The 20,950-nt window shown below is 71.6% G+C and carries 16 protein-coding genes; 14 read left to right on the forward strand and 2 right to left on the reverse strand.

The annotated features are described in order from the left end of the window. Positions 1-32: 32 nt before the first annotated feature. Positions 33-1,880, reverse strand: a complete 1,848-nt coding sequence (locus tag ACZ37P_RS26565; protein ID WP_467348949.1) for a PucR family transcriptional regulator — start codon at positions 1,878-1,880, stop codon at positions 33-35. 237 nt (positions 1,881-2,117) lie between these two features. Between ACZ37P_RS26565 and dnaK the strand changes: the two genes are divergently transcribed. From dnaK to ACZ37P_RS26605, 8 genes are all read left to right on the forward strand, one after another. After that, positions 2,118-4,019: a molecular chaperone DnaK gene (gene dnaK / locus ACZ37P_RS26570; protein ID WP_391046389.1), complete on the forward strand. Its 1,902-nt coding sequence runs from the start codon at positions 2,118-2,120 to the stop codon at positions 4,017-4,019. A gap of 9 nt (positions 4,020-4,028) precedes the next feature. Then, positions 4,029-4,673, forward strand: a complete 645-nt coding sequence (locus ACZ37P_RS26575; protein ID WP_467348951.1) for a nucleotide exchange factor GrpE — start codon at positions 4,029-4,031, stop codon at positions 4,671-4,673. A gap of 7 nt (positions 4,674-4,680) precedes the next feature. Beyond that, complete coding sequence (locus ACZ37P_RS26580; RefSeq protein ID WP_355332789.1) at positions 4,681-5,658, forward strand: J domain-containing protein; 978 nt, start codon at positions 4,681-4,683, stop codon at positions 5,656-5,658. Beyond that, positions 5,655-6,044 carry a chaperone modulator CbpM gene (locus ACZ37P_RS26585; RefSeq protein WP_467348953.1) on the forward strand — a complete coding sequence of 130 codons (390 nt, stop codon included), beginning with the start codon at positions 5,655-5,657 and terminating at the stop codon, positions 6,042-6,044. Before ACZ37P_RS26580 ends, ACZ37P_RS26585 begins: the two co-directional genes overlap by 4 nt. After that, the gene (gene clpB, locus ACZ37P_RS26590) at positions 6,035-8,659 is read left to right on the forward strand and encodes an ATP-dependent chaperone ClpB (protein WP_391160942.1); all 2,625 of its coding nucleotides are present in this window, start codon (positions 6,035-6,037) and stop codon (positions 8,657-8,659) included. The genes ACZ37P_RS26585 and clpB overlap by 10 nt, the downstream gene beginning before the upstream one ends. Continuing rightward, positions 8,659-9,186 carry a thioredoxin gene (trxA, locus tag ACZ37P_RS26595; protein WP_355332781.1) on the forward strand — a complete coding sequence of 176 codons (528 nt, stop codon included), beginning with the start codon at positions 8,659-8,661 and terminating at the stop codon, positions 9,184-9,186. The genes clpB and trxA overlap by 1 nt, the downstream gene beginning before the upstream one ends. Further along, a complete protein-coding gene (locus tag ACZ37P_RS26600) occupies positions 9,186-9,449 on the forward strand; it encodes a UBP-type zinc finger domain-containing protein (protein WP_355332779.1) in 264 nt (87 codons plus the stop codon). Before trxA ends, ACZ37P_RS26600 begins: the two co-directional genes overlap by 1 nt. A gap of 105 nt (positions 9,450-9,554) precedes the next feature. Further along, a complete protein-coding gene (locus ACZ37P_RS26605; protein WP_467348981.1) occupies positions 9,555-11,231 on the forward strand; it encodes an FAD-dependent oxidoreductase in 1,677 nt (558 codons plus the stop codon). A 143-nt stretch (positions 11,232-11,374) separates the two neighbouring features. Here ACZ37P_RS26605 and ACZ37P_RS26610 read toward each other — a convergent pair whose 3' ends face one another. Next, on the reverse strand, positions 11,375-13,396 hold the full coding sequence (locus tag ACZ37P_RS26610; protein ID WP_467348956.1) for a beta-galactosidase: 2,022 nt from the start codon (positions 13,394-13,396) through the stop codon (positions 11,375-11,377). Between the two features lie 696 nt (positions 13,397-14,092). Between ACZ37P_RS26610 and ACZ37P_RS26615 the strand changes: the two genes are divergently transcribed. From ACZ37P_RS26615 to ACZ37P_RS26640, 6 genes are read left to right on the forward strand one after another with little or no spacing between them, the layout of a single operon-like run. Beyond that, on the forward strand, positions 14,093-15,754 hold the full coding sequence (locus tag ACZ37P_RS26615; RefSeq protein ID WP_467348958.1) for an ABC transporter substrate-binding protein: 1,662 nt from the start codon (positions 14,093-14,095) through the stop codon (positions 15,752-15,754). Between the two features lie 5 nt (positions 15,755-15,759). Further along, on the forward strand, positions 15,760-16,803 hold the full coding sequence (locus ACZ37P_RS26620) for an ABC transporter permease (RefSeq protein ID WP_391161381.1): 1,044 nt from the start codon (positions 15,760-15,762) through the stop codon (positions 16,801-16,803). Positions 16,804-16,809: 6 nt separating this feature from the next. Beyond that, the gene (locus ACZ37P_RS26625; protein WP_355332771.1) at positions 16,810-17,709 is read left to right on the forward strand and encodes an ABC transporter permease; all 900 of its coding nucleotides are present in this window, start codon (positions 16,810-16,812) and stop codon (positions 17,707-17,709) included. Beyond that, positions 17,709-18,767, forward strand: a complete 1,059-nt coding sequence (locus ACZ37P_RS26630) for an ABC transporter ATP-binding protein (protein ID WP_467348959.1) — start codon at positions 17,709-17,711, stop codon at positions 18,765-18,767. The genes ACZ37P_RS26625 and ACZ37P_RS26630 overlap by 1 nt, the downstream gene beginning before the upstream one ends. Continuing rightward, positions 18,764-19,897 (forward strand): ABC transporter ATP-binding protein, encoded by a 1,134-nt coding sequence (locus ACZ37P_RS26635; protein ID WP_467348961.1) that lies wholly within the window; start codon positions 18,764-18,766, stop codon positions 19,895-19,897. The genes ACZ37P_RS26630 and ACZ37P_RS26635 overlap by 4 nt, the downstream gene beginning before the upstream one ends. Further along, positions 19,897-20,937 (forward strand): LacI family DNA-binding transcriptional regulator, encoded by a 1,041-nt coding sequence (locus ACZ37P_RS26640; RefSeq protein WP_467348963.1) that lies wholly within the window; start codon positions 19,897-19,899, stop codon positions 20,935-20,937. Before ACZ37P_RS26635 ends, ACZ37P_RS26640 begins: the two co-directional genes overlap by 1 nt. Positions 20,938-20,950: the final 13 nt, after the last annotated feature.

Below are 20,950 nucleotides of genomic sequence, written 5' to 3' on the forward strand. Positions count from 1 at the left end.
CAGGGCCGGACCACGGCGCCGGTTTCCGCGTCTCACGGCGAGGGTGCGAGCACATTGCGTATGCGGGTGGCGATGTGCAGGTTGAGGCGCGTCTCGACGTCACCGAGGTCGTGGCCGGTGATCTCGCAGATGCGCTGGAGGCGGTAGCGGACGGTGCTGCGGTGGATGTGGAGTGCCTCGGAGGTCGCGTCGTAGCTGCCGCCGCTCTCCAGATAGCGCGAGAGCGTCGTCACCAGCCCGGTGCGGTGGCGGGAGTCGTAGTCCAGCAGGCGTCCCAGCCATTCGCGGACGAATCGGTCGGCTTCCCGTTCGCCTTCGCCGGTGCCCAGCATGCGGCACAGGCCCAGCTCCTCGAAGCCGGTGCTGCCGTACGGGTCCTGGGAACCGCGGCGGACGGCGAGGGCGCGGACGGCCTCGTCGTAGGAGCGCGGCAGATCGGCGACTACCTCGCAGCGGCCGCCGATGCCGACGGCTCCGGCCCCGGTGCCGAGCTCCTCCGAGACGGCCCTGTACAGCGCGCCTTCCGGGGCACCCCGGTCTTCCCGGGGCTCCAGGACGACCGTGGCCGAGCCACGGGAGCCGACGAGTACGTTCAGGCGCAGCCGCCGGGCCGCCCGCGCCGCCGCGTCGCCGAGCGCGGCCCTGCCGACCGTCCCGGCCCACTCCAGTACGGCGACCCTGTACGGCCGGTGCAGGTCGTGGCCGAGGACCGCCGCCCGGGCGAAGTCGTCGTCGGTCGTCTCGCCCGAAATCAGCCGGTCGACCAGGCCGTGGCGCAGCAGGGGCTCCAGCTCGGCCAGTCTGCGCTCGTGCGAGAGCGCGGGGGCCAGCACCAAGGCGGCCTGTTCGAGCGCTGAGCAGTCCGTTTCCGTCGCCCGCCGGTCAGGATCGACCAGCGCGGCCACGCCGAGCACTTCCCCGGCCATTTCGATCGGGACGAGCAGCCGGTCACCGTCGCGGACGGCGCCGGGACGGTGGCGCGCGTCACGGATCAGGGCCTCCCGGTCCCGGTGTCCCGGGGCCGGGCGCGGCCCACTCCCGGGCCGCCCGCAGGGTTCGCTCCCGCCGTGCCCCGCGCAGGCCCGCGGGTTGCCGAAGCGGTCCTCGGTGAGGACCGCGAATCCCGTATGGTCGCGCAGGGCCTCCAGGACTCCCGACTCACCGCTGCCCGAGGCAGCGGCCCGGGAGAGCGCGTGGTCAGCGGCAAGCCGTGCGGCCAGGGCGGAGACGCTCGCGCCGGGGCCGGCAGCCGGCGAGAGGCTCTCTGCCGGCGGCGGCCCTGCGATCCCCGGCCAATGGTGTGAGCGGGCCCCGACCGGCTCTCCCCGGCGCCCGCTGAGGCGTGCCAGGGCGATCCCGGTCTGCTGCGCGAGCAGATCCGTCAGCGCGGTTTCGTCGGTCGAGGGTGCGGTCGCGCCCCCGACGACGAGATAGCCGAGGCAGTCGTCCCCGTATCGCAGCGCGACGGCCCGCGCCCACCGTCCGTCCGCCCGGTACAGATTCCGGCTGCGGCCGTCGAGAGCGTCGATCCGCCGGTCGAGCCGATCGGCGGCCACCATCTCCGCGGCTGCCTCGGCCGGGGCCCGGCCGTTCGGCTCCGCACCGGGCTCCCGCGCCACGGTGCTCCCCGGTCGGGCGTCGGCGGAGGCAGCCTCCGGGCGTGGAGGGCAGCGCCGCGCCGCACCATGGTGCACGGCGTACGCCGCTTCGGCGACGAAGGGACCGGCGGCGGCGATCGCCGCCATGGCACCCCACAGCACCTCTCGCTCGTCGTCGCCGTCGAGCATGACCGTCACCAGCCGTAGCAGCGCGTGACGCGCGGCCCCCGGCTGCGGCACGGGGTGAGGCGGGTCGGCGGTCGGAAACGGAAGAGCGTCCATCGCAGGTCCATTCGCGGCTCGAATCAGCCCCCTCTCAACGTACGCCGCTCGGCACGGGCCCTCACCTGCGAGCCGTCGCCGCCCCCGTCCTCGGGGACCGGAAAGGCGGCGCGGATTGGTCATCCCGGGGCGAGGAAGTCCACCGCGTACTGCGGAAGGCTCGCAGACTGTGCGGGTCCGGCGCCGTGCGCCCGGCGGCCCGCCGGCCGGTTCCGCCTCGCGACGGAGGAGATTCTTATGGCGAAGGCAGTAGGCATCGACCTCGGTACCACCAACTCGGTCATCGCCGTCTGGGAGGGCGGTGAGCCCACCGTCGTCCCGAACGCGGAGGGGGCCAGGACGACCCCGTCGGTGGTCGCCTTCTCCGATGACGGCCAGCGGCTGGTCGGACAGCTCGCGCGCCGGCAGTCGATCCTCAACCCCAAAGGCACCATCACCTCCGCGAAGCGGTTCATCGGACGTCGCTACGACGAGATCTCCGACGAGGCCAAAGCGGTCTCCTTCGACGTGGTCGAGGGGCCCGGCGGGGTGGCCCGCTTCGAGGTGAGCGGAAAGCAGTACGCGCCGGAGGAGATCAGCGCGCAGGTGCTGCGCAAGCTCGCCGACGACGCCGGGAAGTCGCTCGGCGAGAAGGTGACGGAGGCGGTCATCACCGTACCGGCGTACTTCAACGACGCCCAGCGCCAGGCCACCAAGGACGCCGGGAAGATCGCCGGCCTCGAAGTCCTGCGGATCATCAACGAACCGACAGCCGCGGCGCTGGCCTACGGGCTGGACAAGCAGGGCCACGAGACGGTCATGGTCTTCGACCTCGGCGGCGGCACGTTCGACGTGAGCCTGCTGGACGTCGGCGACGGCGTCGTGGAGGTCCGCGCCACCGCGGGCGACTCCCATCTGGGCGGCGACGACTTCGACCGCCGACTGGTGGACCACTTGGCGGACGGCTTCCAGGCGTCCGAAGGCATCGACTTGCGTAAGGACCCGCAGGCATTGCAGCGCCTGTTCGAGGCGGCCGAGAAGGCGAAGACGGAGCTGAGTTCGGTCACCCAGACCCAGGTGAGCCTGCCCTTCATCACGGCGGACGCCTCCGGGCCGAAGCACCTCACCGAGACCGTCCGCCGCTCCACCTTCGAGCAGATCACCTCGGACCTGGTGGAGCGCTGCCTGGAACCGGTCAGGACGGCGATGAGCGACGCCAAGGTCACCGACAACGACATCGACGAGGTCATCCTCGTCGGCGGCTCGACCCGCATACCGGCCGTGCAGAACCTGGTCCGCCGGCTGACCGGCGGCAGGGACCCGAACATGAGCGTCAACCCCGACGAGGTGGTGGCGCTGGGCGCCGCCGTCCAGGCAGGCGTGCTCAAGGGCGAGGTCAAGGACGTCCTGCTCCTGGACGTCACCCCCCTGTCGCTGGGCGTCGAGACGGCCGGCGGCGTGATGACCAAGATCATCGACCGGAACACCACCATCCCCGCCCGCCGGTCCGAGACCTTCTCCACCGCCGAGGACAACCAGCCGGCCGTGGACATCGTCGTGCTTCAGGGCGAACGCGAACTGGCGGCCGACAACCGCGTGCTGGGCCGCTTCCGGCTGGAGAACCTGCGGCCGGCCCGGCGTGGGGAGACCCAGATCGAGGTCACCTTCGACATCGACGCCAACGGCATCCTCAAGGTCAGCGCCAAGGACCGGGACACCGGCGCCGAGCAGTCGATCACCATCAGCGAGGGCTCCAACCTCGACCCGTCCGAGGTCGAGCGGATGATCAACGAGGCCGAGAACAACCGCACCAGCGACCAGGCCCTGCGCGAGGCCATCGACGCCCGCAACGAGCTCGACGCCGCCGCCTACCAGGTGGAGCGCCGGCTGGACGACCTCGGCGACGCCGCACCGGAGCACGAGCGCGCCCGCGCCCAACTGCTCACCGACGAGGCGCGTACCGCCGTCAAGGAGGAGGCTCCGGCGGAACGGTCCCGGAGCCTGACCTCCGAACTCCAGCAGATCCACGCGGCGCTGGCCGCCCACGCCGCTGAACCGGGCGGAGCCGGGGGCGGCGGAGCCGAGCCCGGCCAGGGGCCCGGGGGCGACTCCCCGAGGGGCGACGACGACGTCATCGACGCCGAATTCGACAAGAGCTGAGGCGGCGACATGTCGGACCAGGAACAGACGCGTCCCGCCGAGGACCGCTCCCCGCCCGAGTCCGAGCCGACGCCGCCCGAGTCCGAGCGGACGCCGCCCGAGCCGACGCCGCCCGAGCCGACGCCGTCCGAGCCGACCTCGCCCGAGCGGAGTGCCGCACCGCGGACGCCCCCGCGGGCCCCGGAAGCCAGGGAGCGGGAGGCGGAATCCACACGCCGCGGCCCCGGTGCGGAGGAGCTGGAGGACCGGTGGCGGCGAGCCCTCGCCGACCTCGACAATCTCCGTAAGCGCTACGCCCGTGAGCTTCCCCGGGAACGGGAGGCCGAGCGGGCCAAGGTGGCCGCGGCGTTCCTCCCGGTCGTCGACAACCTGGAACTGGCCCTCGCCCACGCGGGCGCCGACGACCGCGGCGCGATCGTCAGCGGAGTCCGGGCGGTACGCGACCAGGCCGTCGAGGTGCTGCGAAGCCTCGGCTACCCCCGCTACGAGGAGACCGGCGTCCCCTTCCACCCCGAGCAGCACGAGGTGGTGTCCGTGGTGGATGAACCCGACACACCTGCGGGCACCGTCGTCCAGGTGCTGCGGCCCGGTTACGGCGACCCCGGTCACCAGCTGCGGCCGGCCGCGGTAGCGGTCAGCCGCAAGCAGGAGTGAGGCCGCCATGGCAGAGGACTACTACGAGGTGCTCGGCGTCCCGCGCGGCGCCGACGCGGCCGAGATCCAGCAGGCGTTCCGTACCCTGGCTCGCCGCTACCACCCGGACGTCAACCGCGATCCGGCCGCCGAGGAGCGCTTCAAGCAGATCAACGAGGCGTACAGCGTGCTCTCCGACCCCGGCACCCGGTCGCGCTACGACCGTTTCGGCCCGGACTTCCGGCAGATCCCGGAGGACTACGACGAGCGCGTCGCGGCCGGCCAGGGCTTCGGCGGCGGAGCCGGCGCGTACCGCGGCAGTCCCTTCGCCGGCACCCGAGGCGACGGCCGGGCAGGCGCCCGGACCTGGACCGAGTCCGACTTCGACGCCTCTGGCGTGGACTTCGAGGATCTCTTCGGAGGCGTGTTCGGCGGCCGGGCGCGCGGCGCCGGGCGGGGCAGCCCGATCCCCGGCGCGGACCAGGAGGCCGAACTCACCCTCAGCGTGGAGGAGGCGTACCGCGGCGGCCGACGGAAGATCACCCTCGGCGGGCCCGGCGGGGAGCGCAGTTACGACGTCACCATCCCGGCGGGCGTCGTCGACGGGCAGCGCATCCGGCTCGCGGGGGAGGGCGGCCGGGGCCGCGGCCCGGGTTCCGCCGGGGACCTCTATCTGGTGGTCCGTATCGCCCGCCATCCCCGCTACCGGCTCGTCGGGCACGACGTCCACGTCGATCTGCCGGTCACCGCCTGGGAGGCCGCGCTGGGGGCGACGGTGCCGGTCTCCGGTCCGGGCGGGACGGTCAAGGCGCATGTGCCGCCCGGTACCTCCACCGGCCGCCGGTTGCGGCTGCGCGGCGAGGGGATGCCACGCCCCAAAGGTTCCCCGGGCCACCTCTACGCCGAAATCCAGGTGATGGTGCCGCCCTCGCCCAGCCCGCGTGAACGTGAGTTGTTCGAGGAACTGGCCGCGGTCTCCTCCTTCGACCCGAGGAAGCAGACATGAGAGCCGAACACCGTTCTCCCGCCGAAGGCGCCGGACAGCCCGGCTCCAGGGCTGCCTATCCGCTGGTGCGCGTCTACCGGACCAGTACCAGCCCCTATCAGCTCTCCATGGCCGCGGTGGCCGGCCGCAGTGGACTGTCGCCCGAACTCGTCAGGCGTTTCGTGGCTCTCGGTCTTGTCGACGCCGAGCGTGACGCCCGGGGCCGGCTGTGGTTCCTGGCGAGCGCGCCGTCGGCCCTCGCCCGAGTGCAGCGGCTGCGGGACGGACTGTGTCTCAACTACGCGGCCATCGGCGTCGTCCTGGACATGCTCGACCGCATCGAACGCCTGGAAACCGCACTGCGGCGCAGCGAACGAGCCGCCAAGGAGCCCACACCATGGACATGAATCGCCTCACCCAGAAATCCCAGGAAGCGCTCCAGGAAGCACAGAGCGCCGCGGTCCGTATGGGCCACACCGAGGTCGACGGGGAGCACCTGCTGCTGGCCCTGCTCGATCAGCGCGACGGCCTGACCACCCGTCTGCTGGCCGACGCCGGCGCCGACCCGGCCGCCCTGCGGGCCGCGGTCGAGGCCGATCTCGTCAAACGCCCCCGCACGACGGGTCCGGGCGCCGCCCCCGGCCAGGTGATGGTGACCCAGCGGCTGGCCCGGCTGCTCGACAGCGCCGAGCAGGAGGCCAAGCGGCTCAAGGACGAGTACGTCTCCACCGAGCACATGGTGCTGGCCCTGGTGGACGAAGGGGCGACCAGCGCGGCCGGCCGCCGGCTCGGCGAACAGGGCGTCACCAAGGACTCCTTCCTCACCGCCCTCACCACGGTGCGCGGGAACCAACGGGTCACCTCCGCCACTCCTGAGGACGCCTACGAGGCCCTGGAGAAGTACGGGCGCGACCTCGTCGTGGAGGCCCGCACCGGCCGCCTCGACCCGGTGATCGGCCGGGACGCCGAGATCCGCCGGGTGATCCAGATCCTCAGCCGCAAGAGCAAGAACAACCCCGTCCTGATCGGCGAACCGGGCGTCGGCAAGACCGCCATCGTCGAGGGTCTGGCCCAGCGGATCGTGCGCGGCGACGTGCCGGAAGGGCTGCGGGACAAGACGGTGTTCTCGCTCGACATGGGGTCGCTGGTGGCCGGGGCGAAGTACCGCGGCGAGTTCGAGGAGCGCCTCAAGGCCGTTCTGTCGGAGGTCAAAGGCGCCGAGGGCCGGATCCTGCTGTTCGTGGACGAGCTGCACACCGTCGTCGGGGCCGGCGCCGCCGAGGGCGCGATGGACGCGGGCAACATGCTCAAGCCGATGCTGGCCCGCGGCGAGCTGCACATGATCGGGGCCACCACGCTGGACGAGTACCGCAAGCACATCGAGTCCGACGCCGCCCTGGAGCGCCGCTTCCAGACCGTCCAGGTGGACGAGCCGACCGTCGAGGACGCCATCTCCATCCTGCGCGGCATCCGCGAGCGCCTGGAGATCTTCCACGGCGTCAAGATCCAGGACAACGCCCTGGTCGCCGCGGCCACCCTCAGCCACCGCTACATCAGCGACCGCTTCCTCCCGGACAAGGCCATCGACCTGGTCGACGAGGCATGCGCCCGGCTGCGGACCGAGATCGACTCCATGCCCGCCGAACTCGACGAACTCACCCGGCGGGCGACCCGACTGGAGATCGAGGAGGCCGCGCTGGACCAGGAGACCGACCCGGCCAGCCGCGCCCGCCTGGAGGACCTGCGGCGCGAACTGGCCGACCTGCGCGGTGAGGTGGACGCCAAGCACGCCCAGTGGGAGGCCGAGCGCCAGGCCATCCGCAAGGTCCAGGAACTGCGCCAGGAATTGGAACGCGCCCGGCAGGAGGCCGAGCAGGCCGAACGCGCCTACGACCTCAACCGGGCCGCCCAGCTGCGCTACGGAACCGTCAGCGAACTGGAGCGCCGGCTGACCGCCGAGGAGGAACAGCTCGCCAACAAGCAGGGCGAGAGCCGACTGCTGCGCGAGGTGGTGACCGCCGAGGAGATCGCCGAGATCGTCTCGGCGTGGACCGGTATCCCCGTCACCCGCCTTCAGGAGGGCGAACGGCAGAAGCTGCTCAAGCTGGACGAGATCCTGCGCGAGCGGGTCGTGGGCCAGGACGAGGCCGTCCAGCTCGTCGCCGACGCGGTGATACGGGCCCGCTCCGGGGTACGCGACCCGCGGCGGCCGATCGGCTCCTTCATCTTCCTCGGCCCGACCGGTGTCGGGAAGACCGAGCTGGCCAAGACGCTGGCCGCGGCGCTGTTCGACAGCGAGAGCAACATGATCCGCCTCGACATGAGCGAGTACCAGGAACGCCACACCGTCAGCCGCCTGGTCGGCGCGCCGCCCGGATACGTGGGTTACGAGGAGGGCGGCCAGCTCACCGAGGCGGTGCGCCGCAAGCCGTACTCCGTCGTCCTGTTCGACGAGATCGAGAAGGCGCACGCCGACGTCTTCAACACCTTGCTCCAGGTGCTGGACGACGGCCGGATCACCGACGCGCAGGGACGTACCGTCGACTTCCGCAACACCGTGATCATCATGACCTCCAACCTCGGGTCGCAGTACCTGCTCCAGGACGCCACCCAGGCCGGCGAGATCAAGCCCGAGGCGCGGGCACTGGTGATGACCGAACTCAACGGTCATTTCCGCCCCGAGTTCCTCAACCGCGTCGACGACATCGTCCTCTTCCACCCGCTCGGCATCGCGCAGATCGAGCGCATCGTCGACCTGCTCCTCGACGAACTGCGCGACCGCCTCTCCGAACAGCGCGTCACGCTCGTCCTCACCGAGCCGGCCCGCCACCTGATCGCGGCCGAGGGCTACGACCCGGTCTACGGAGCCAGGCCGCTGCGCCGCTTCATCTCGCACGAGGTCGAGACCAGGATCGGCCGGGCGTTGCTCAGTGGCGAGGCACGCGAAGGCGTGACCATCGTGGTCGACGCCGCAGGCGGCGAACTGACCGTCTCTCTCCAGGACCAGCCGCAGGAGCCGTGATGAGCACCTCTCAGGAAGGCCGCGACGACCGCCCGGCCCGTGACGGCACCACTGGCGCGCAGGCCCGGGTACGGACCGTCGTCTGCGCCAACTGCGGCCGGACCAACCGCGTACCCGCCGCGGCGGGCGGCAGTCCGCGCTGCGGAAACTGCCGGGCGCCGCTGCCGTGGATCGCCGAAGCGGGCGACGCCGACTTCGGTGAGGTCGCCGAGCAGGCGAGCCTGCCCGTGCTGGTCGACCTGTGGGCCACCTGGTGCGGCCCCTGCCGGATGGTGAGCCCAGCCCTGGAACAGGTCGCCGAGGACCTCGCCGGCCGGATCAAGCTCGTGAAGGTCGACATCGACACGTCACCGGCCCTGGCCAGACGGTTCGAGGTCCAGGCCGTCCCCACCCTGCTGATCCTCGACCACGGCAGGCCCGTCGCCCGCCAGACCGGCGCCGCGCCCGCGAACGCGCTCCGCCAGTGGGTGAACGAGTCGCTGTCGACGTCCCCCGGACCGGCCGATCCCGCGACCAGGAGGCCGTGATGACCACTCTTCCCGACCCGCACCTGTCCATGGTCCGGCCCGTGACGCCCAGGACACCGCAGGGCTGCGAGGACTGCCTGCGCATGGGGACTGCGTGGGTGCACCTGCGGCTGTGCCTGACCTGCGGCCACGTCGGATGCTGCGACTCCTCGCCGATGCGGCACGCCCGTGCCCACGCGGCAGCCGACGGGCACCCGATCGTGCGGTCGTTCCAGCCCGGCGAGGACTGGCGGTGGTGTTTCGTCCACGAGTCGATGGTCTGAGCCGGGCGGGCTCGCACGGCGCCTCCGACACCGCGTCCGCCGCTGTTCCCCTCCTCTGCCGTACGCGTCCACCGCTGTTCCTGACGAAGGAAGCGAACCGTCGTGATGCCGCCCCTGACCCCGACCGCCGACGTTCACGACGCCTACCCGCGGCTGACGGACGACCAGATCGCGCTCCTGGACCCCGCCGGACAGGTGCGGCAGGTCAGGGAGGGGGAACACCTCTTCCGGGCGGGCGAACGCACTGAACAGTTCTTCGTCGTCCTCAGCGGCACGGTGGCCGTGGTCGAAGGCCAAGGCGACCAGGAGCACGTCGTCCAGGTGCACGGTCCGCACAGCTTCCTCGGCGAACTCGGCGTGCTGGAGGGCCAGACCGCCTTCCTCAGCGCGGTGGTGAGAACACCGGGCGAGGTCCTGGCGGTGGGCTCGGCGGCCCTGCGCGATCTGCTCAGCCGCGAACCCGTGCTCGGCGACGTGATCCTGCGCGCCTACCTGCTGCGCCGTACGATGCTGGCCGGCGCGGGCACGGGCTTCCGCATCATCGGCTCCGCCTTCTCCTCCGACACCCGGCGGCTGCTGGAGTTCGCCGCCCGCAACCGCCTCCCGCACCGCTGGTTCGATCTGGAGAAGGACACCGAGGCCGAGGCGCTGCTCACGCGCCTGGGGATCGCTCCGCAGGAGACCCCGATCGTCGTCTGGAACGACCACCGGGTGCTGCGCAATCCCTCCAACGCCGCGCTCGCCCGGGTCATCGGGCTGCGCGCCGGGACCGCCGCGGAGGCCGTCTGCGACCTGGTGGTGGTCGGCGCGGGACCCGGTGGCCTGGCCGCCGCGGTGTACGGCGCCTCCGAGGGACTCTCCACCGTCGTGCTGGACGCCGTGGCGACCGGCGGCCAGGCCGGCACCTCCTCCCGGATCGAGAACTACCTCGGTTTCCCCGCCGGGATCTCCGGCATGGAGCTCGCCGAACGCGCCGTCGTACAGGCCAACCGGTTCGGCGCCCGGATCGACGTCCCCGCCGAGGCCGCCGGCCTCGAACAGCGCGGCGGGAACAGCGTGGTGCGGCTCGCCGACGGCGGCACGGTCACCGCCGCCAACATCGTGGTGGCCACCGGCGCGCGCTACCGGCGGCTGACCGCCCCCGGCGTCGAGCGGTTCAGAGGACTCGGGGTGCACTACGTCGCCACCGTCTGGGAGGCACGGACCTGTCGTCTCGATCCGGTGGCCGTCGTCGGCGGCGGCAACTCCGCCGGTCAGGCGGCCCTGTTCATGGCACGCGAGTCGCCCGCCGTCCACCTTCTGGTCCGCGGCGACGACCTGGAACACAGCATGTCCCGCTACCTGATCGACCGGATCGAGCGGCACTCGCGGATTCATGTCCGGCCGCATACCGAAGTCCGGGAGGTGACCGGCGAGGACCGGGTCGAATCCCTCGTCGTCGAGGACAACCGCACCCGCGAGCAGCAGACGCTGGCGGTCCGCGCCCTGTTCGTGTTCATCGGCGCGCGCCCCGCCACGTCCTGGCTCGCCGACGCCGTCACCCTGGACCGGCGCGGCTTCATTCCCACCGGGCAGGACGTGGTCCACCTGACAGCGGACCTCTGGAATCCCCTCGCCCGCGCCCCGCTCGCCCTGGAGACGGGTCTGCCGGGCGTCTTCGCCGTTGGCGACGTCCGCAGCGGCTCGGTCAAACGGGTCGCCTCCGCCGTCGGTGAGGGCGCCATGGCCGTCCGCCTGGCGCACGAGCACCTCGGTGAAGCGGGGCCACCCGCCGTCCGCTGACCTCAGCCCCGTCCGCTGACCTCAGCCCATGCCCGCCGCGAGAGGGTGACACGGCAGGCCCGGGCCTCGACCGCCGCGGACCGCTCGGACCTGACTCGCGGCGACTCGCCGCACCTCGCGGCACCTCGTGGCAAGGGGACACGTCAGCGAGGACCCGTACCGCCTTCCTCCACCACCGCCACCTCGCCCGCCGGAACGGCGACGACTCCCGGCACGCGGGCGCCGGACAGGAGGTCGGTCCCCGTGGCGGCCACATGCGCGGTCGCCTCGGTGTGGTTGACGACGAAGAGCCAGGACCGCTCCCCGGAAGGCCCGCTTCTGCGGATGACCTCCACGCCGTCGCCGGCCCCCCGGGGCGCGGGCGCGCAACCGGCCTGCGCGGCCCACCGGGGAAGCAGGCGCAGGAGGGACGGGACGTCGGGGCGGGTGGCGAGATAGCGGACGTTTCCGCGGCGCAGGACCGCCGGGCCACCGGCCGCGGGCCCGTCGGCGAAGCGGCACTCCACCTCGGTCCCGGCGTCCGGGACGACCCGCTCGGCCCATACGTTCCCGGTCGAGCCGTCGTCCAGGGCGACGGTGGCTCCGGCCGTGAGCGGCAGGTACTCGTCCACGGTCAGGCCGAGCAGATCGCGGAGCGCTCCGGGGTACGGCCCGGGATGGACACGGTCGTCGGGGTCCACCACGCCGCTGAAGGGACCGACGACCAGGTGGCCGCCGCCTTCGACGTACGCCTCCAGGGCGCGCGCCGTCGAAGCGGACAGCGCGTACAGCGAGGGCACGAGCAGAAGCCGGTGCGCACCGGGGGCGGGGACGATGTCGCAGGCCAGACCGGCGGTCCACAGCGCGCGGTGCCAGGTGCGGAGCGCGTCTCCGCAGGTCAGGTCCGAGCTCGGCCGGTCGGGCAGCTCCAGGGCCCACATCGCCTCGTAGTCCAGGAGCAGCGCGATCGGGGCCTGCGGGCAGGTGCTCTCGGCGACGTCGGCCAGACGCGACACGGCGTTGCCGAGGGCGCTGGCCTCCCGCCGGACCCGGGTGTCCTCGCCGCCGTGCGGGAGCATCGCCGAGTGCCATTTCTCCGGGCCGTACGCGGACTGCCGCCACTGGAAGAACAGCGTTCCGTCGGCGCCGCGGGCGAGGTGCGTCAGGGTGTTGCGGGCCATCTCGCCCGGGACTTTGGCGATGTTGCGGGGCTGCCACTGCACCCCGGAGGTGGAGTGCTCCATGAGCAGCCAGGGCCGCCCGCCGGCCAGCCCGCGGGTGAGGTCGGCGGCGAACGCGAGCTCGGCGGCGCGGTGCGGATCCTCGGACCCGAGGTAGTGGTCGTTGGAGACGATGTCGACCTCCCGCGCCCAGCGCCAGTAGTCGCTCCAACGCAGCGCGCTCGCCATGAAGTTGGTGGTGACCGGACGGCCGGGGGAGTGGGCGCGCACGATGTCGCGCTCGGCCCGGAAGCAGGCCAGGTGCTCGGCGTCGCTGAACCGGTAGAAGTCCAGCCACAGGGCGGGCGGGAGGCGGCTGGTGCTGGTGCGCGGCGGGGTCACCTGGCTCCAGTCGCTGTAGGTCATGCCCCAGACGCCGGTGCCCCAGCGGTCGTTGAGGGCGTCCAGGTCGTCGCCGTACGTGGTGCGCAGCCAGGTGCGGAACGCCGTCGCGGAGGTCTCGCACCAGCAGTGCGCGTTGCCGTTGGCGTACTCGTTGTTGACGTGCCACATCACCACCGCGGGATGGTCGCCGTAGCGCTCGGCGAGGCGGCGGGTGACGGTCGCGGCGCGCTCCCGGTAGAGCGGTGACGACGGGCAGTACGCCTGCCGCGAGCCGGGTGCCAGCCGCCGTCCGTCGGCGGTCACGGGCAGCGACTCCGGGTGGGCGTGCGAGAACCACAGGGGCGGAGCGGCCGTCGGCGTGGCCAGGTCGACGGCGATGCCCGACGCGTGCAGCAGCTCGACGGCCTCGTCGAGGCCGGAGAAGTCGAAGGCGTCCCGCCGGGGCTCGATCCAGGACCAGGCGAAGACGCCGAGCGAGACCAGATTGACCCCCGCCTCGCGCATCAGGCGGACGTCGTCCTTCCACGTCGCCGCGTCCCACTGCTCGGGGTTGTAGTCGGCGCCGTACGCGGGGCGCGGAACACGGCCCCAGACGGAATGCTGCCGGTCGGGTCGCGACATGCGCGGGCTCCTGAATCCTGGAATACGAAAAGGGGTGGGGAATGCGAGGACGAGTGAGGACGAGAGAAACGACGAGAACGGGGACGAGAGCGAGGACGCGTGACGGTGCGCGCGGGCTCGGTGGGCGAACGGGGCCGGTGGAGGCACCGGTCCGGCCCCGCTCGGGTCAGGGGCGTACCGGGTGCCCCGTCCCTCAGCATTGAGCGGCGAATGCGCCCGGCGGCGAACGGACGAGGCACCTGGAAGGGAATGCGAAAGGCGCCGGGGAAAGCGTCGTGAAAACGCGCGGCGCACGTCGTGCCCGGGCGCCGAACGCGAGTGAACGCGCGGCCGGCGCTGCCTGGCCATGACGTCAGGCGCCGGTGAAGTGCGTCGGCCGGTGCGCCAACTTAGAGCGATCACCCAGGGGTGTCAACGCCCGTCGGCGGTCATCCCCGGCGCGCCCGCCGGCCGTACGGGACGGTGGCCGGGAGGGCCCCGGGTGACGTCCCGGGGAGCCGTTCCGCCGTGTCCCAGGCGCCGTTGAGGTGGCTGGAAAATCTTCCCGTCACCGTCTTGACCCCTCCCGGCAACGTGCGTACGTTTCCGGATCATACGTAGAAGCAGAGGCCATGACAGCTCAGCCACTCGTGCTCATACGTATGTGCACCCCCTTTTGTGCGCTGTATCGCCACTCACGAGGAGCAGGAGTCAGCCATGCCCACCAGAAGAGCTTTTATCGCTCGCGCCGCCGGGGCGGCCCTCGCCATACCGCTGGGGGCGAGCGCTTGCAAGAGCGGTACGGCCGCCACGGGCGGTGCGGGCAAGGGCTCGGGCGTGCTGGTCTTCGGGAAGACCGACGGCGGGACGACCTTCATCCGCAACTACAACGTCTTCGGCCCCGCCATCCAGAAGTCGCCCAACGCCGAGATGATCTATGAGCCGTTGGCGCGGGTCGACTACAGCGACGGCGCGAAGGTCAAGCCCTGGCTGGCCAAGAGCCTGGAGTTCGACCCGACGGGCACCACGCTCACCGTGAAGCTGCGCGAGGACGTGACCTTCTCCGACGGCAAGCCCATGACCGCCGACGACGTGCTCTTCTCGCTGGACCTCCCGCTGAAGGACCCCAGTTTCAACCTCGGCGGCACCACGTACGACCGCGTCGCCAAGGTGGACTCCTCGACCGTCACGGTGCACTGGCCGCATGCCGCCTTCAGCGAGCTGAGCCAACTCGCCTCCATCCAGGTCCCGGTGGTGCCCGCGCACATCTGGCAGGGCAAGAACATCAAGAGCTGGTCCAACCCGGACCCGGTCGGCACCGGCCCCTTCACCCTGGACCGGTTCGCGCCCCAGCAGATCACCCTGCGCGCGCGGACCGACTACTGGGGCGGCCGGTTCGCCGTGAAGCAGATCAAGATCATTCCGACCAACGGAGACGCCCTGCGCGCGCAGTTGGTGCGCGGCGACGTGGACTGGGCGCTGGCGGCCTGGGGCAACGGCGAGCAGGAATACACCGCCAAGGATCCCCGGCACAACCTCTACCAGAAGTACGCGACCGGCGGCGCCTACTCCCTCTTCTACAACACCGCGAAGGCGCCCTTCGACAACGTCCACGTACGGCGGGCGCTGGCGATGACGATTCCCCGCAAGGACATCGTCACCACCCTGGAGCGCCCCGGCACCGAGGCGGGCCCGACAGGGCTGGTGGACCAGATCTACGGGGACGTCATCCTGCCCGAGTACCGGGGCAAGGTGCAGCAGGTCGACGCCGAGGCGGCCAAGAGGGAACTCGCCCTCAGCGGCTACGAGGTCAAGGGCGGCAAGCTCGTCAAGGACGGCAAGTCCTACGCTCCGAAGCTCTCGTTCAACCAGGACTTCGGGTGGGACCCCTACGCGAACATGATGGTCCGCGGTTGGCAGGAGCACCTGGGGATCAAGGTCAAGTCGGTCGGCGCGCCCGGCGCCAACCTCTACGAGCAGCAGCAGACCGGCGAGTTCGACCTCACCATCAGCACCTCGGGCGGAGCGGGCGTCGCCGGTGTCTACAGCGCCCTGAGCAGCCGGGCGTCGCGGCCGCTCGGGCAGACGGCCGCCACCAACTTCGGCCGGTGGAAGGACGCGCCGACCGACGCCGCGATCACCGACCTGCTGTCGTCGGCCGACCCGGCCGTCACCAAGAGCGCGGGCGAGAAGCTGCAACGGATCGTCGCCGAGCAGGTGCCGTACAGCCCGATCTACAACAGCTACTGGTTCGTCCTGATCAACGCCAAGCGCTGGAGCGGCTGGCCCACCCCCGAGCACTTCTCCTACGTGCCCTTCCCCGGCAACGGTCCGGACGCCACCCTCACCCTGCTCAACTTGAAGCAGGCCACCGCGTGACCGCGATCGCCGCCTCCGCCGTACCGGCGGCCGGCCGGTTCCGGATTCCGCGCCGCTGGGGATTCCTGCTGCGCCGACTGGGCTTCTACCTGGCAGCCACCTGGTCGGCGATCACCCTGAACTTCTTCCTGCCCCGGATGATGCCCGGCGATCCGTCGGCCGCGATCGTCGAGAAGCTCCAGACCGTCAGCGGTCAGCAGATGTCGCCGAGCGCCATGGAGTCCATCCAGAAGGTGTTCGGCAATCCGAATGCCGGTATCGGCCGCCAATACCTGGACTACCTCAGTCAGTTGGCGCACCTCGATCTGGGCGTCTCGATCAGCAACTACCCCACCCCGGTCACCAGCCTGCTCCGGCAGGGCCTGCCCTGGACGATGCTGCTGGTCGGCGTCACCACCGTGATCGCGTTCGTCCTGGGCACCGGCATCGGCGCGATGGCGGGCTGGAAGGCGGGCAGCCGGTTCGACACGATCGTCAGCCCGCTGACCACCTTCGTCTCGGCGGTCCCCTACTTCTGGATGGCGCTGATCGGCCTGTGGCTCTTCGCCTTCCAACTCGACTGGTTCCCGCTGGCCGGCGGATACGACGCCGACCTGACGATCGGCTTCTCGCCGTCGTTCGTCCTGAGCGTGCTGCACTACGGAGTGCTCCCGGCGGCGACCATCGTCTTCTCGGCCTTCGGCGGCTGGCTGCTGGGCATGCGCAACATGACCGTCACCACGGTCCGCGAGGACTACGTCCTGCTCGCCCAGGCCAAGGGCCTGTCCGGCCGCCGGGTCATGCTCCGCTACGCCGCCCGCAACGCGGTCCTGCCGAACTTCACCGGCTTCACCCTCGCACTCGGCCACGTCGTCGGCGGCGCCCTGCTCACCGAGGTCGTCTTCAACTACCCGGGCATCGGCTATCTGCTCTACACCTCTCTCCAACAGCGCGACTACCCGGTGATGCAGGGCGTGTTCTTCCTCATCACCCTCACCGTGCTGCTGGCCAACCTCCTGGCGGACTCCGTGTACGTGCTGCTCGACCCGCGCATCAGAGAAGGGGGGTGACCGGCCGTGCGTACCCTCTTCCTCCGCGGTTGGAAAGTCCGCATCGGCCTGGGCATCCTCGTCCTCTTCCTCCTGCTCGCCGTGTTCGGCCCCTGGCTGACGCACAGCCTGCTCGGCCTGGACCCGCGCGCCAACGACACCACCGCCATCTCCCGGTCGCCCGGCGGCGGACATCCGCTGGGCACCAACCAGTACGGGCAGGACATGCTCGCCCAGGTCGTGGCCGGTGCCCGCGGCTCGATGTACGTCGGCGTGCTCGGCGCGGTGGTCGGCACGGCGATCGCGATCCTGGTCGGCGTACCGGCCGGGTTCTACGGCGGCAAGATCGACGGCGCCCTGAACTTCCTGACGAATCTCTTCCTCGTCATGCCGACGCTGCCGCTCATCATGATCGTGGCCGGTTACCTCCAGGGCACAGGGCTCACCACGATCGCCCTGATCATCGGCTTCTTCGGCTGGTCGGGCGGCGCGCGCACGCTGCGCGCCCAGGCCATGAGCATCGCCAACCGCGACTTCGTACGGGCCATGCGGATGCTCGGCGAGCGCGGTCGCCGACTGGTCTTCGCCGAAGTGCTGCCGCACCTGACCGGCCTCATCGCGTCGATGTTCCTGCACGCGATGATCGGCGCCGTCATGGCCGAGGCGGGACTGGCCTTCCTCGGCATCTCCGACTCCTCGTCGATCAGTTGGGGGACGATGATCCAGGGAGCGCAGCAGCAGAGCGCGGTCCTGCGCGGCCTGTGGTGGTGGTTCGTGCCGCCCGGCCTGTGCATCGCCCTGATCGGCACCGCGGCGGCGCTGGTCAACTTCGGCATCGACGAACTGGCCAACCCCAAACTGCGCGTCGCCCGACCGGTGTCCGCCCGGCGCACCAGGCAACTGGCGCGGACGGGAGGCGCGGCCTGATGACCGTCCACACAGAGCCGAAGCACCGGCCGCTGATCCCCGCGGAACAGACCGTCCTCGAAGTCCGCGGCCTGACCGTCGAATACGCCACCGGAGCCGATCCGGTGCGCGCCTGCTCCGACATCTCCTTCACCCTGCGCCGAGGGGAGATCCTCGGCGTCGCCGGAGAGTCCGGCTCGGGGAAATCCACGCTGATCACCGCCCTGACCCGGCTCCAGCGCCCGCCGGCCGTCACCACCGCGGGCGAGATCCTCTTCCACGGCAGGGACGGCGCGCCACCGGTCGACCTCGCCGCGCTCGACGGCAAGCAGATGCGCCGCTACCGGTGGACGGCCCTGTCCATCGTGCTCCAGTCCGCGATGGACGCGCTGAACCCGGTGATGCGCATCGGCGCCCAGTTCGCCGACGTCCTGCGCGCCCACGACCGCGCGCTGAACAAGCGGGCCGCCTGGGCGCGGGCGGCCGAACTGCTCGGCCTGGTCGGCATCTCCGCGGACCGGATCCGCGACTACCCGCACCAGTTGTCCGGCGGAATGCGCCAGCGCGCCGCCATCGCCCTGGCCCTGGCCTGCGGGCCGGAACTGGTGGTGATGGACGAGCCCACGACCGCCGTCGACGTGGTCATGCAGCGGCAGATCCTCGCCCAAGTGCTGCGCCTGCGCAAGGAATTGGGCTTCGCCGTCGTCTTCGTCACCCACGACCTGTCGCTGCTGCTGGAGCTGGCCGACCGTATCGCCGTGATGTACGCGGGCCGCATCGTCGAGGTGGGCGAGGCCGCGGCCATCTACGGGGCGCCCAAGCACCCCTACACCCAGGGGCTGCGCGACTCCTTCCCGCCGCTGCACGCCCCGCTGCGCGATCTGCACGGCATCCCCGGCACACCCTCCGACCTGCGCCGACTGCCGTCGGGCTGCCCGTTCCACCCGCGCTGCGCGCGGCGGACGGACGGGTGCGACGAGCGGCTGCCGCTGCTGCTGCCGGTGGGCCCCGGGCCGGGACACGAAGCGGCGTGCCTGCTCAACGAGACCGACGGCGACAACGGAGGCGAGACCCGATGAGCAAGCACATGACCGAGGCCGTGTCCGCTGCGGACGAAGAGGCCCGCACGCCCGACGCGGCGCACGAAGCGCCGCCGTATGTACTGGAGGCGCTGGACGTCTCCAAGCACTTCACCGCCCGCGGCGCGCTCGGCCGTACCTCCGTCGTCCGCGCGGTCGAGGACGCCACGGTCCGGCTGAAGCCCGGTCAGATCCTGGCGCTGGTGGGGGAGAGCGGCAGCGGGAAGACCACGCTCGCACGGATGCTGGCCCGCTTCCACGAGCCGACGGGGGGCGAGATCCTGCTGCGCGGCGAGCCGGTGAGCCGCAGCAGGCGGGGGCGGCGCGCCTACCACTCCGAGGTCCAGATGATCTTCCAGGACCCCTTCGGCTCCCTGAACCCGATGCACCGGGTCCGCTACAACCTCGACCGGGCGCTGCGGCTGCACCACCCGCACCTGTCCGCGGCCGAACGCGAGCAGCGGATGACGCTGCTGCTGGAGAAGGTCAGCCTCACCCCGGCCGCCGAATTCGCCGCGAAGTTCCCGCACGAGCTGTCCGGGGGCCAGCGCCAGCGCGTCGTCATCGCCCGCGCGCTCGCCGTGGAACCCAAAGTGCTGCTCGGGGACGAGCCGATCTCCATGCTCGACGTCTCCATCCGGCTGGAGATGCTCAATCTGCTCCAGCGGCTGCGCGCCGAGGACGGCCTGGCGCTGCTGTACATCACGCACGACATCGCCAGCGCCCGCTACCTGTGCGACGAGATCGCCGTGATGTACGCAGGCCAGATGGTGGAGTCGGGACCGAAGGAGGACGTCATCGCGTCCCCCCAGCACCCGTACACCAAGCTGCTCATCGAGTCCTCGCCCGACCCCGAGCGCGGTGTCGGCGACCGCGAGGCGTTCTTCGCGGGCGCCGACGAACTGGGCGAGCCGCCCAGCCTGATCGACCCGCCCGCGGGCTGCCGCTTCCACCCCCGCTGCCCGTTCGCGATGAAGGAGTGCGCCGAGCAGGCCCCACCGGTCACCGACCTCGGCGACGGCCACTGGGCGAAGTGCTGGCTGCACGCCAAGGGCCGGGCCGGGGTGATGGCCGACACGACACACGCCGCGGCGACCACCGCCCGGCGGGAAGCACTCCAGGGGGCGTGATGACAGGACAACGACGCGGCAGGGCGCCCAACCAGGCGGACGTGGCACGGCTCGCCGGAGTGTCCCAGTCGGCGGTGTCCCGGGTGATCAGCGGTGACGCGGCGACCGCGCGGATCTCGGAGGAGACCCGGCGGCGGGTCTTCGACGCCGTGAAGGAGTTGGGCTACGTCGCCAACCCCGCCGCCCGGGCGATGCGCAATCAGCGCAACAACCTGCTGGGCGTGCACACCTTCGAGCGGGTCTTCCCGCACGCGCGCGAGGACTTCTACTTCGAGTTCCTGCTCGGCATCGAGGAACGCGCGGAGGAGACCGGCTTCGACCTGGTGCTGTTCACCTCCACCGGGGCCGGCGGCGACGGCGAGCGCAAGATCTACCGGGGCGGCACGAACCGGCTGAATCTGGCCGACGGCAGCATCCTGCTCGGTGTGGCGACCGACCGCGGCGAGCTGGCCCGGCTCTGGTACGAGGGGTACACCTTCGTGCACATCGGCCGCCGCGAGGTGCCCGGCGCGGAGATCCCGCAGATCATCCCCGACTACCGGTCGGCCAGCGGACAGATCGTCGAGCGCCTCGCGGACCACGGCCACCGGCGGTTCGGCTACGTGCGCGACTGGCTGGAGCTGGAACCGTACGCCGACCGCCGCACCGGCTACGCCGAGGCCATCGCGCGGCTCGGGCTGACGGACACCTCCCCTGGCCACCTCGGCGCGGCCGACCTCGACCAGGCGTGGCTGAACGAGGTGGCGGACGGCGGCGCGACCGCCGTCGTGGTGGAGAGCGTACGGCTCGCGGAATCGCTGCGTGACGGCCTCGCGAGCCGGGGCCGCAAGATCCCCGAGGACGTCTCGGTCGCCGTACTGGAAGGGGCTTCCGCGGACCTCGCCGGTCAGTGGGCCTCGCTGGAGATCCCCCGCAAGGAGATCGGCCGGATCGCCGTGGACCAGCTGCACGCGATGCTCGACGACCCCGGCAAGCGGGCCGAGAGCGTCCTCGTGCCGTGCCCGCTGGTCCCCGGCGCCACCATCGCGGCGGTGAGCTGACAGGAGCGGCCGC

This window comes from Streptomyces sp. NPDC024632, assembly GCF_055559175.1.

What these genes read in the sequence shown, in the direction of transcription:
- ACZ37P_RS26565 (WP_467348949.1), bottom strand. Translation starts at nt 1,880, where the DNA reads ATGGACGCTCTTCCGTTTCCGACCGCCGACCCGCCTCACCCCGTGCCG.
- dnaK (WP_391046389.1), top strand. Translation starts at nt 2,118, where the DNA reads ATGGCGAAGGCAGTAGGCATCGACCTCGGTACCACCAACTCGGTCATC.
- ACZ37P_RS26575 (WP_467348951.1), top strand. Translation starts at nt 4,029, where the DNA reads ATGTCGGACCAGGAACAGACGCGTCCCGCCGAGGACCGCTCCCCGCCC.
- ACZ37P_RS26580 (WP_355332789.1), top strand. Translation starts at nt 4,681, where the DNA reads ATGGCAGAGGACTACTACGAGGTGCTCGGCGTCCCGCGCGGCGCCGAC.
- ACZ37P_RS26585 (WP_467348953.1), top strand. Translation starts at nt 5,655, where the DNA reads ATGAGAGCCGAACACCGTTCTCCCGCCGAAGGCGCCGGACAGCCCGGC.
- clpB (WP_391160942.1), top strand. Translation starts at nt 6,035, where the DNA reads ATGGACATGAATCGCCTCACCCAGAAATCCCAGGAAGCGCTCCAGGAA.
- trxA (WP_355332781.1), top strand. Translation starts at nt 8,659, where the DNA reads ATGAGCACCTCTCAGGAAGGCCGCGACGACCGCCCGGCCCGTGACGGC.
- ACZ37P_RS26600 (WP_355332779.1), top strand. Translation starts at nt 9,186, where the DNA reads ATGACCACTCTTCCCGACCCGCACCTGTCCATGGTCCGGCCCGTGACG.
- ACZ37P_RS26605 (WP_467348981.1), top strand. Translation starts at nt 9,555, where the DNA reads ATGCCGCCCCTGACCCCGACCGCCGACGTTCACGACGCCTACCCGCGG.
- ACZ37P_RS26610 (WP_467348956.1), bottom strand. Translation starts at nt 13,396, where the DNA reads ATGTCGCGACCCGACCGGCAGCATTCCGTCTGGGGCCGTGTTCCGCGC.
- ACZ37P_RS26615 (WP_467348958.1), top strand. Translation starts at nt 14,093, where the DNA reads ATGCCCACCAGAAGAGCTTTTATCGCTCGCGCCGCCGGGGCGGCCCTC.
- ACZ37P_RS26630 (WP_467348959.1), top strand. Translation starts at nt 17,709, where the DNA reads ATGACCGTCCACACAGAGCCGAAGCACCGGCCGCTGATCCCCGCGGAA.
- ACZ37P_RS26635 (WP_467348961.1), top strand. Translation starts at nt 18,764, where the DNA reads ATGAGCAAGCACATGACCGAGGCCGTGTCCGCTGCGGACGAAGAGGCC.
- ACZ37P_RS26640 (WP_467348963.1), top strand. Translation starts at nt 19,897, where the DNA reads ATGACAGGACAACGACGCGGCAGGGCGCCCAACCAGGCGGACGTGGCA.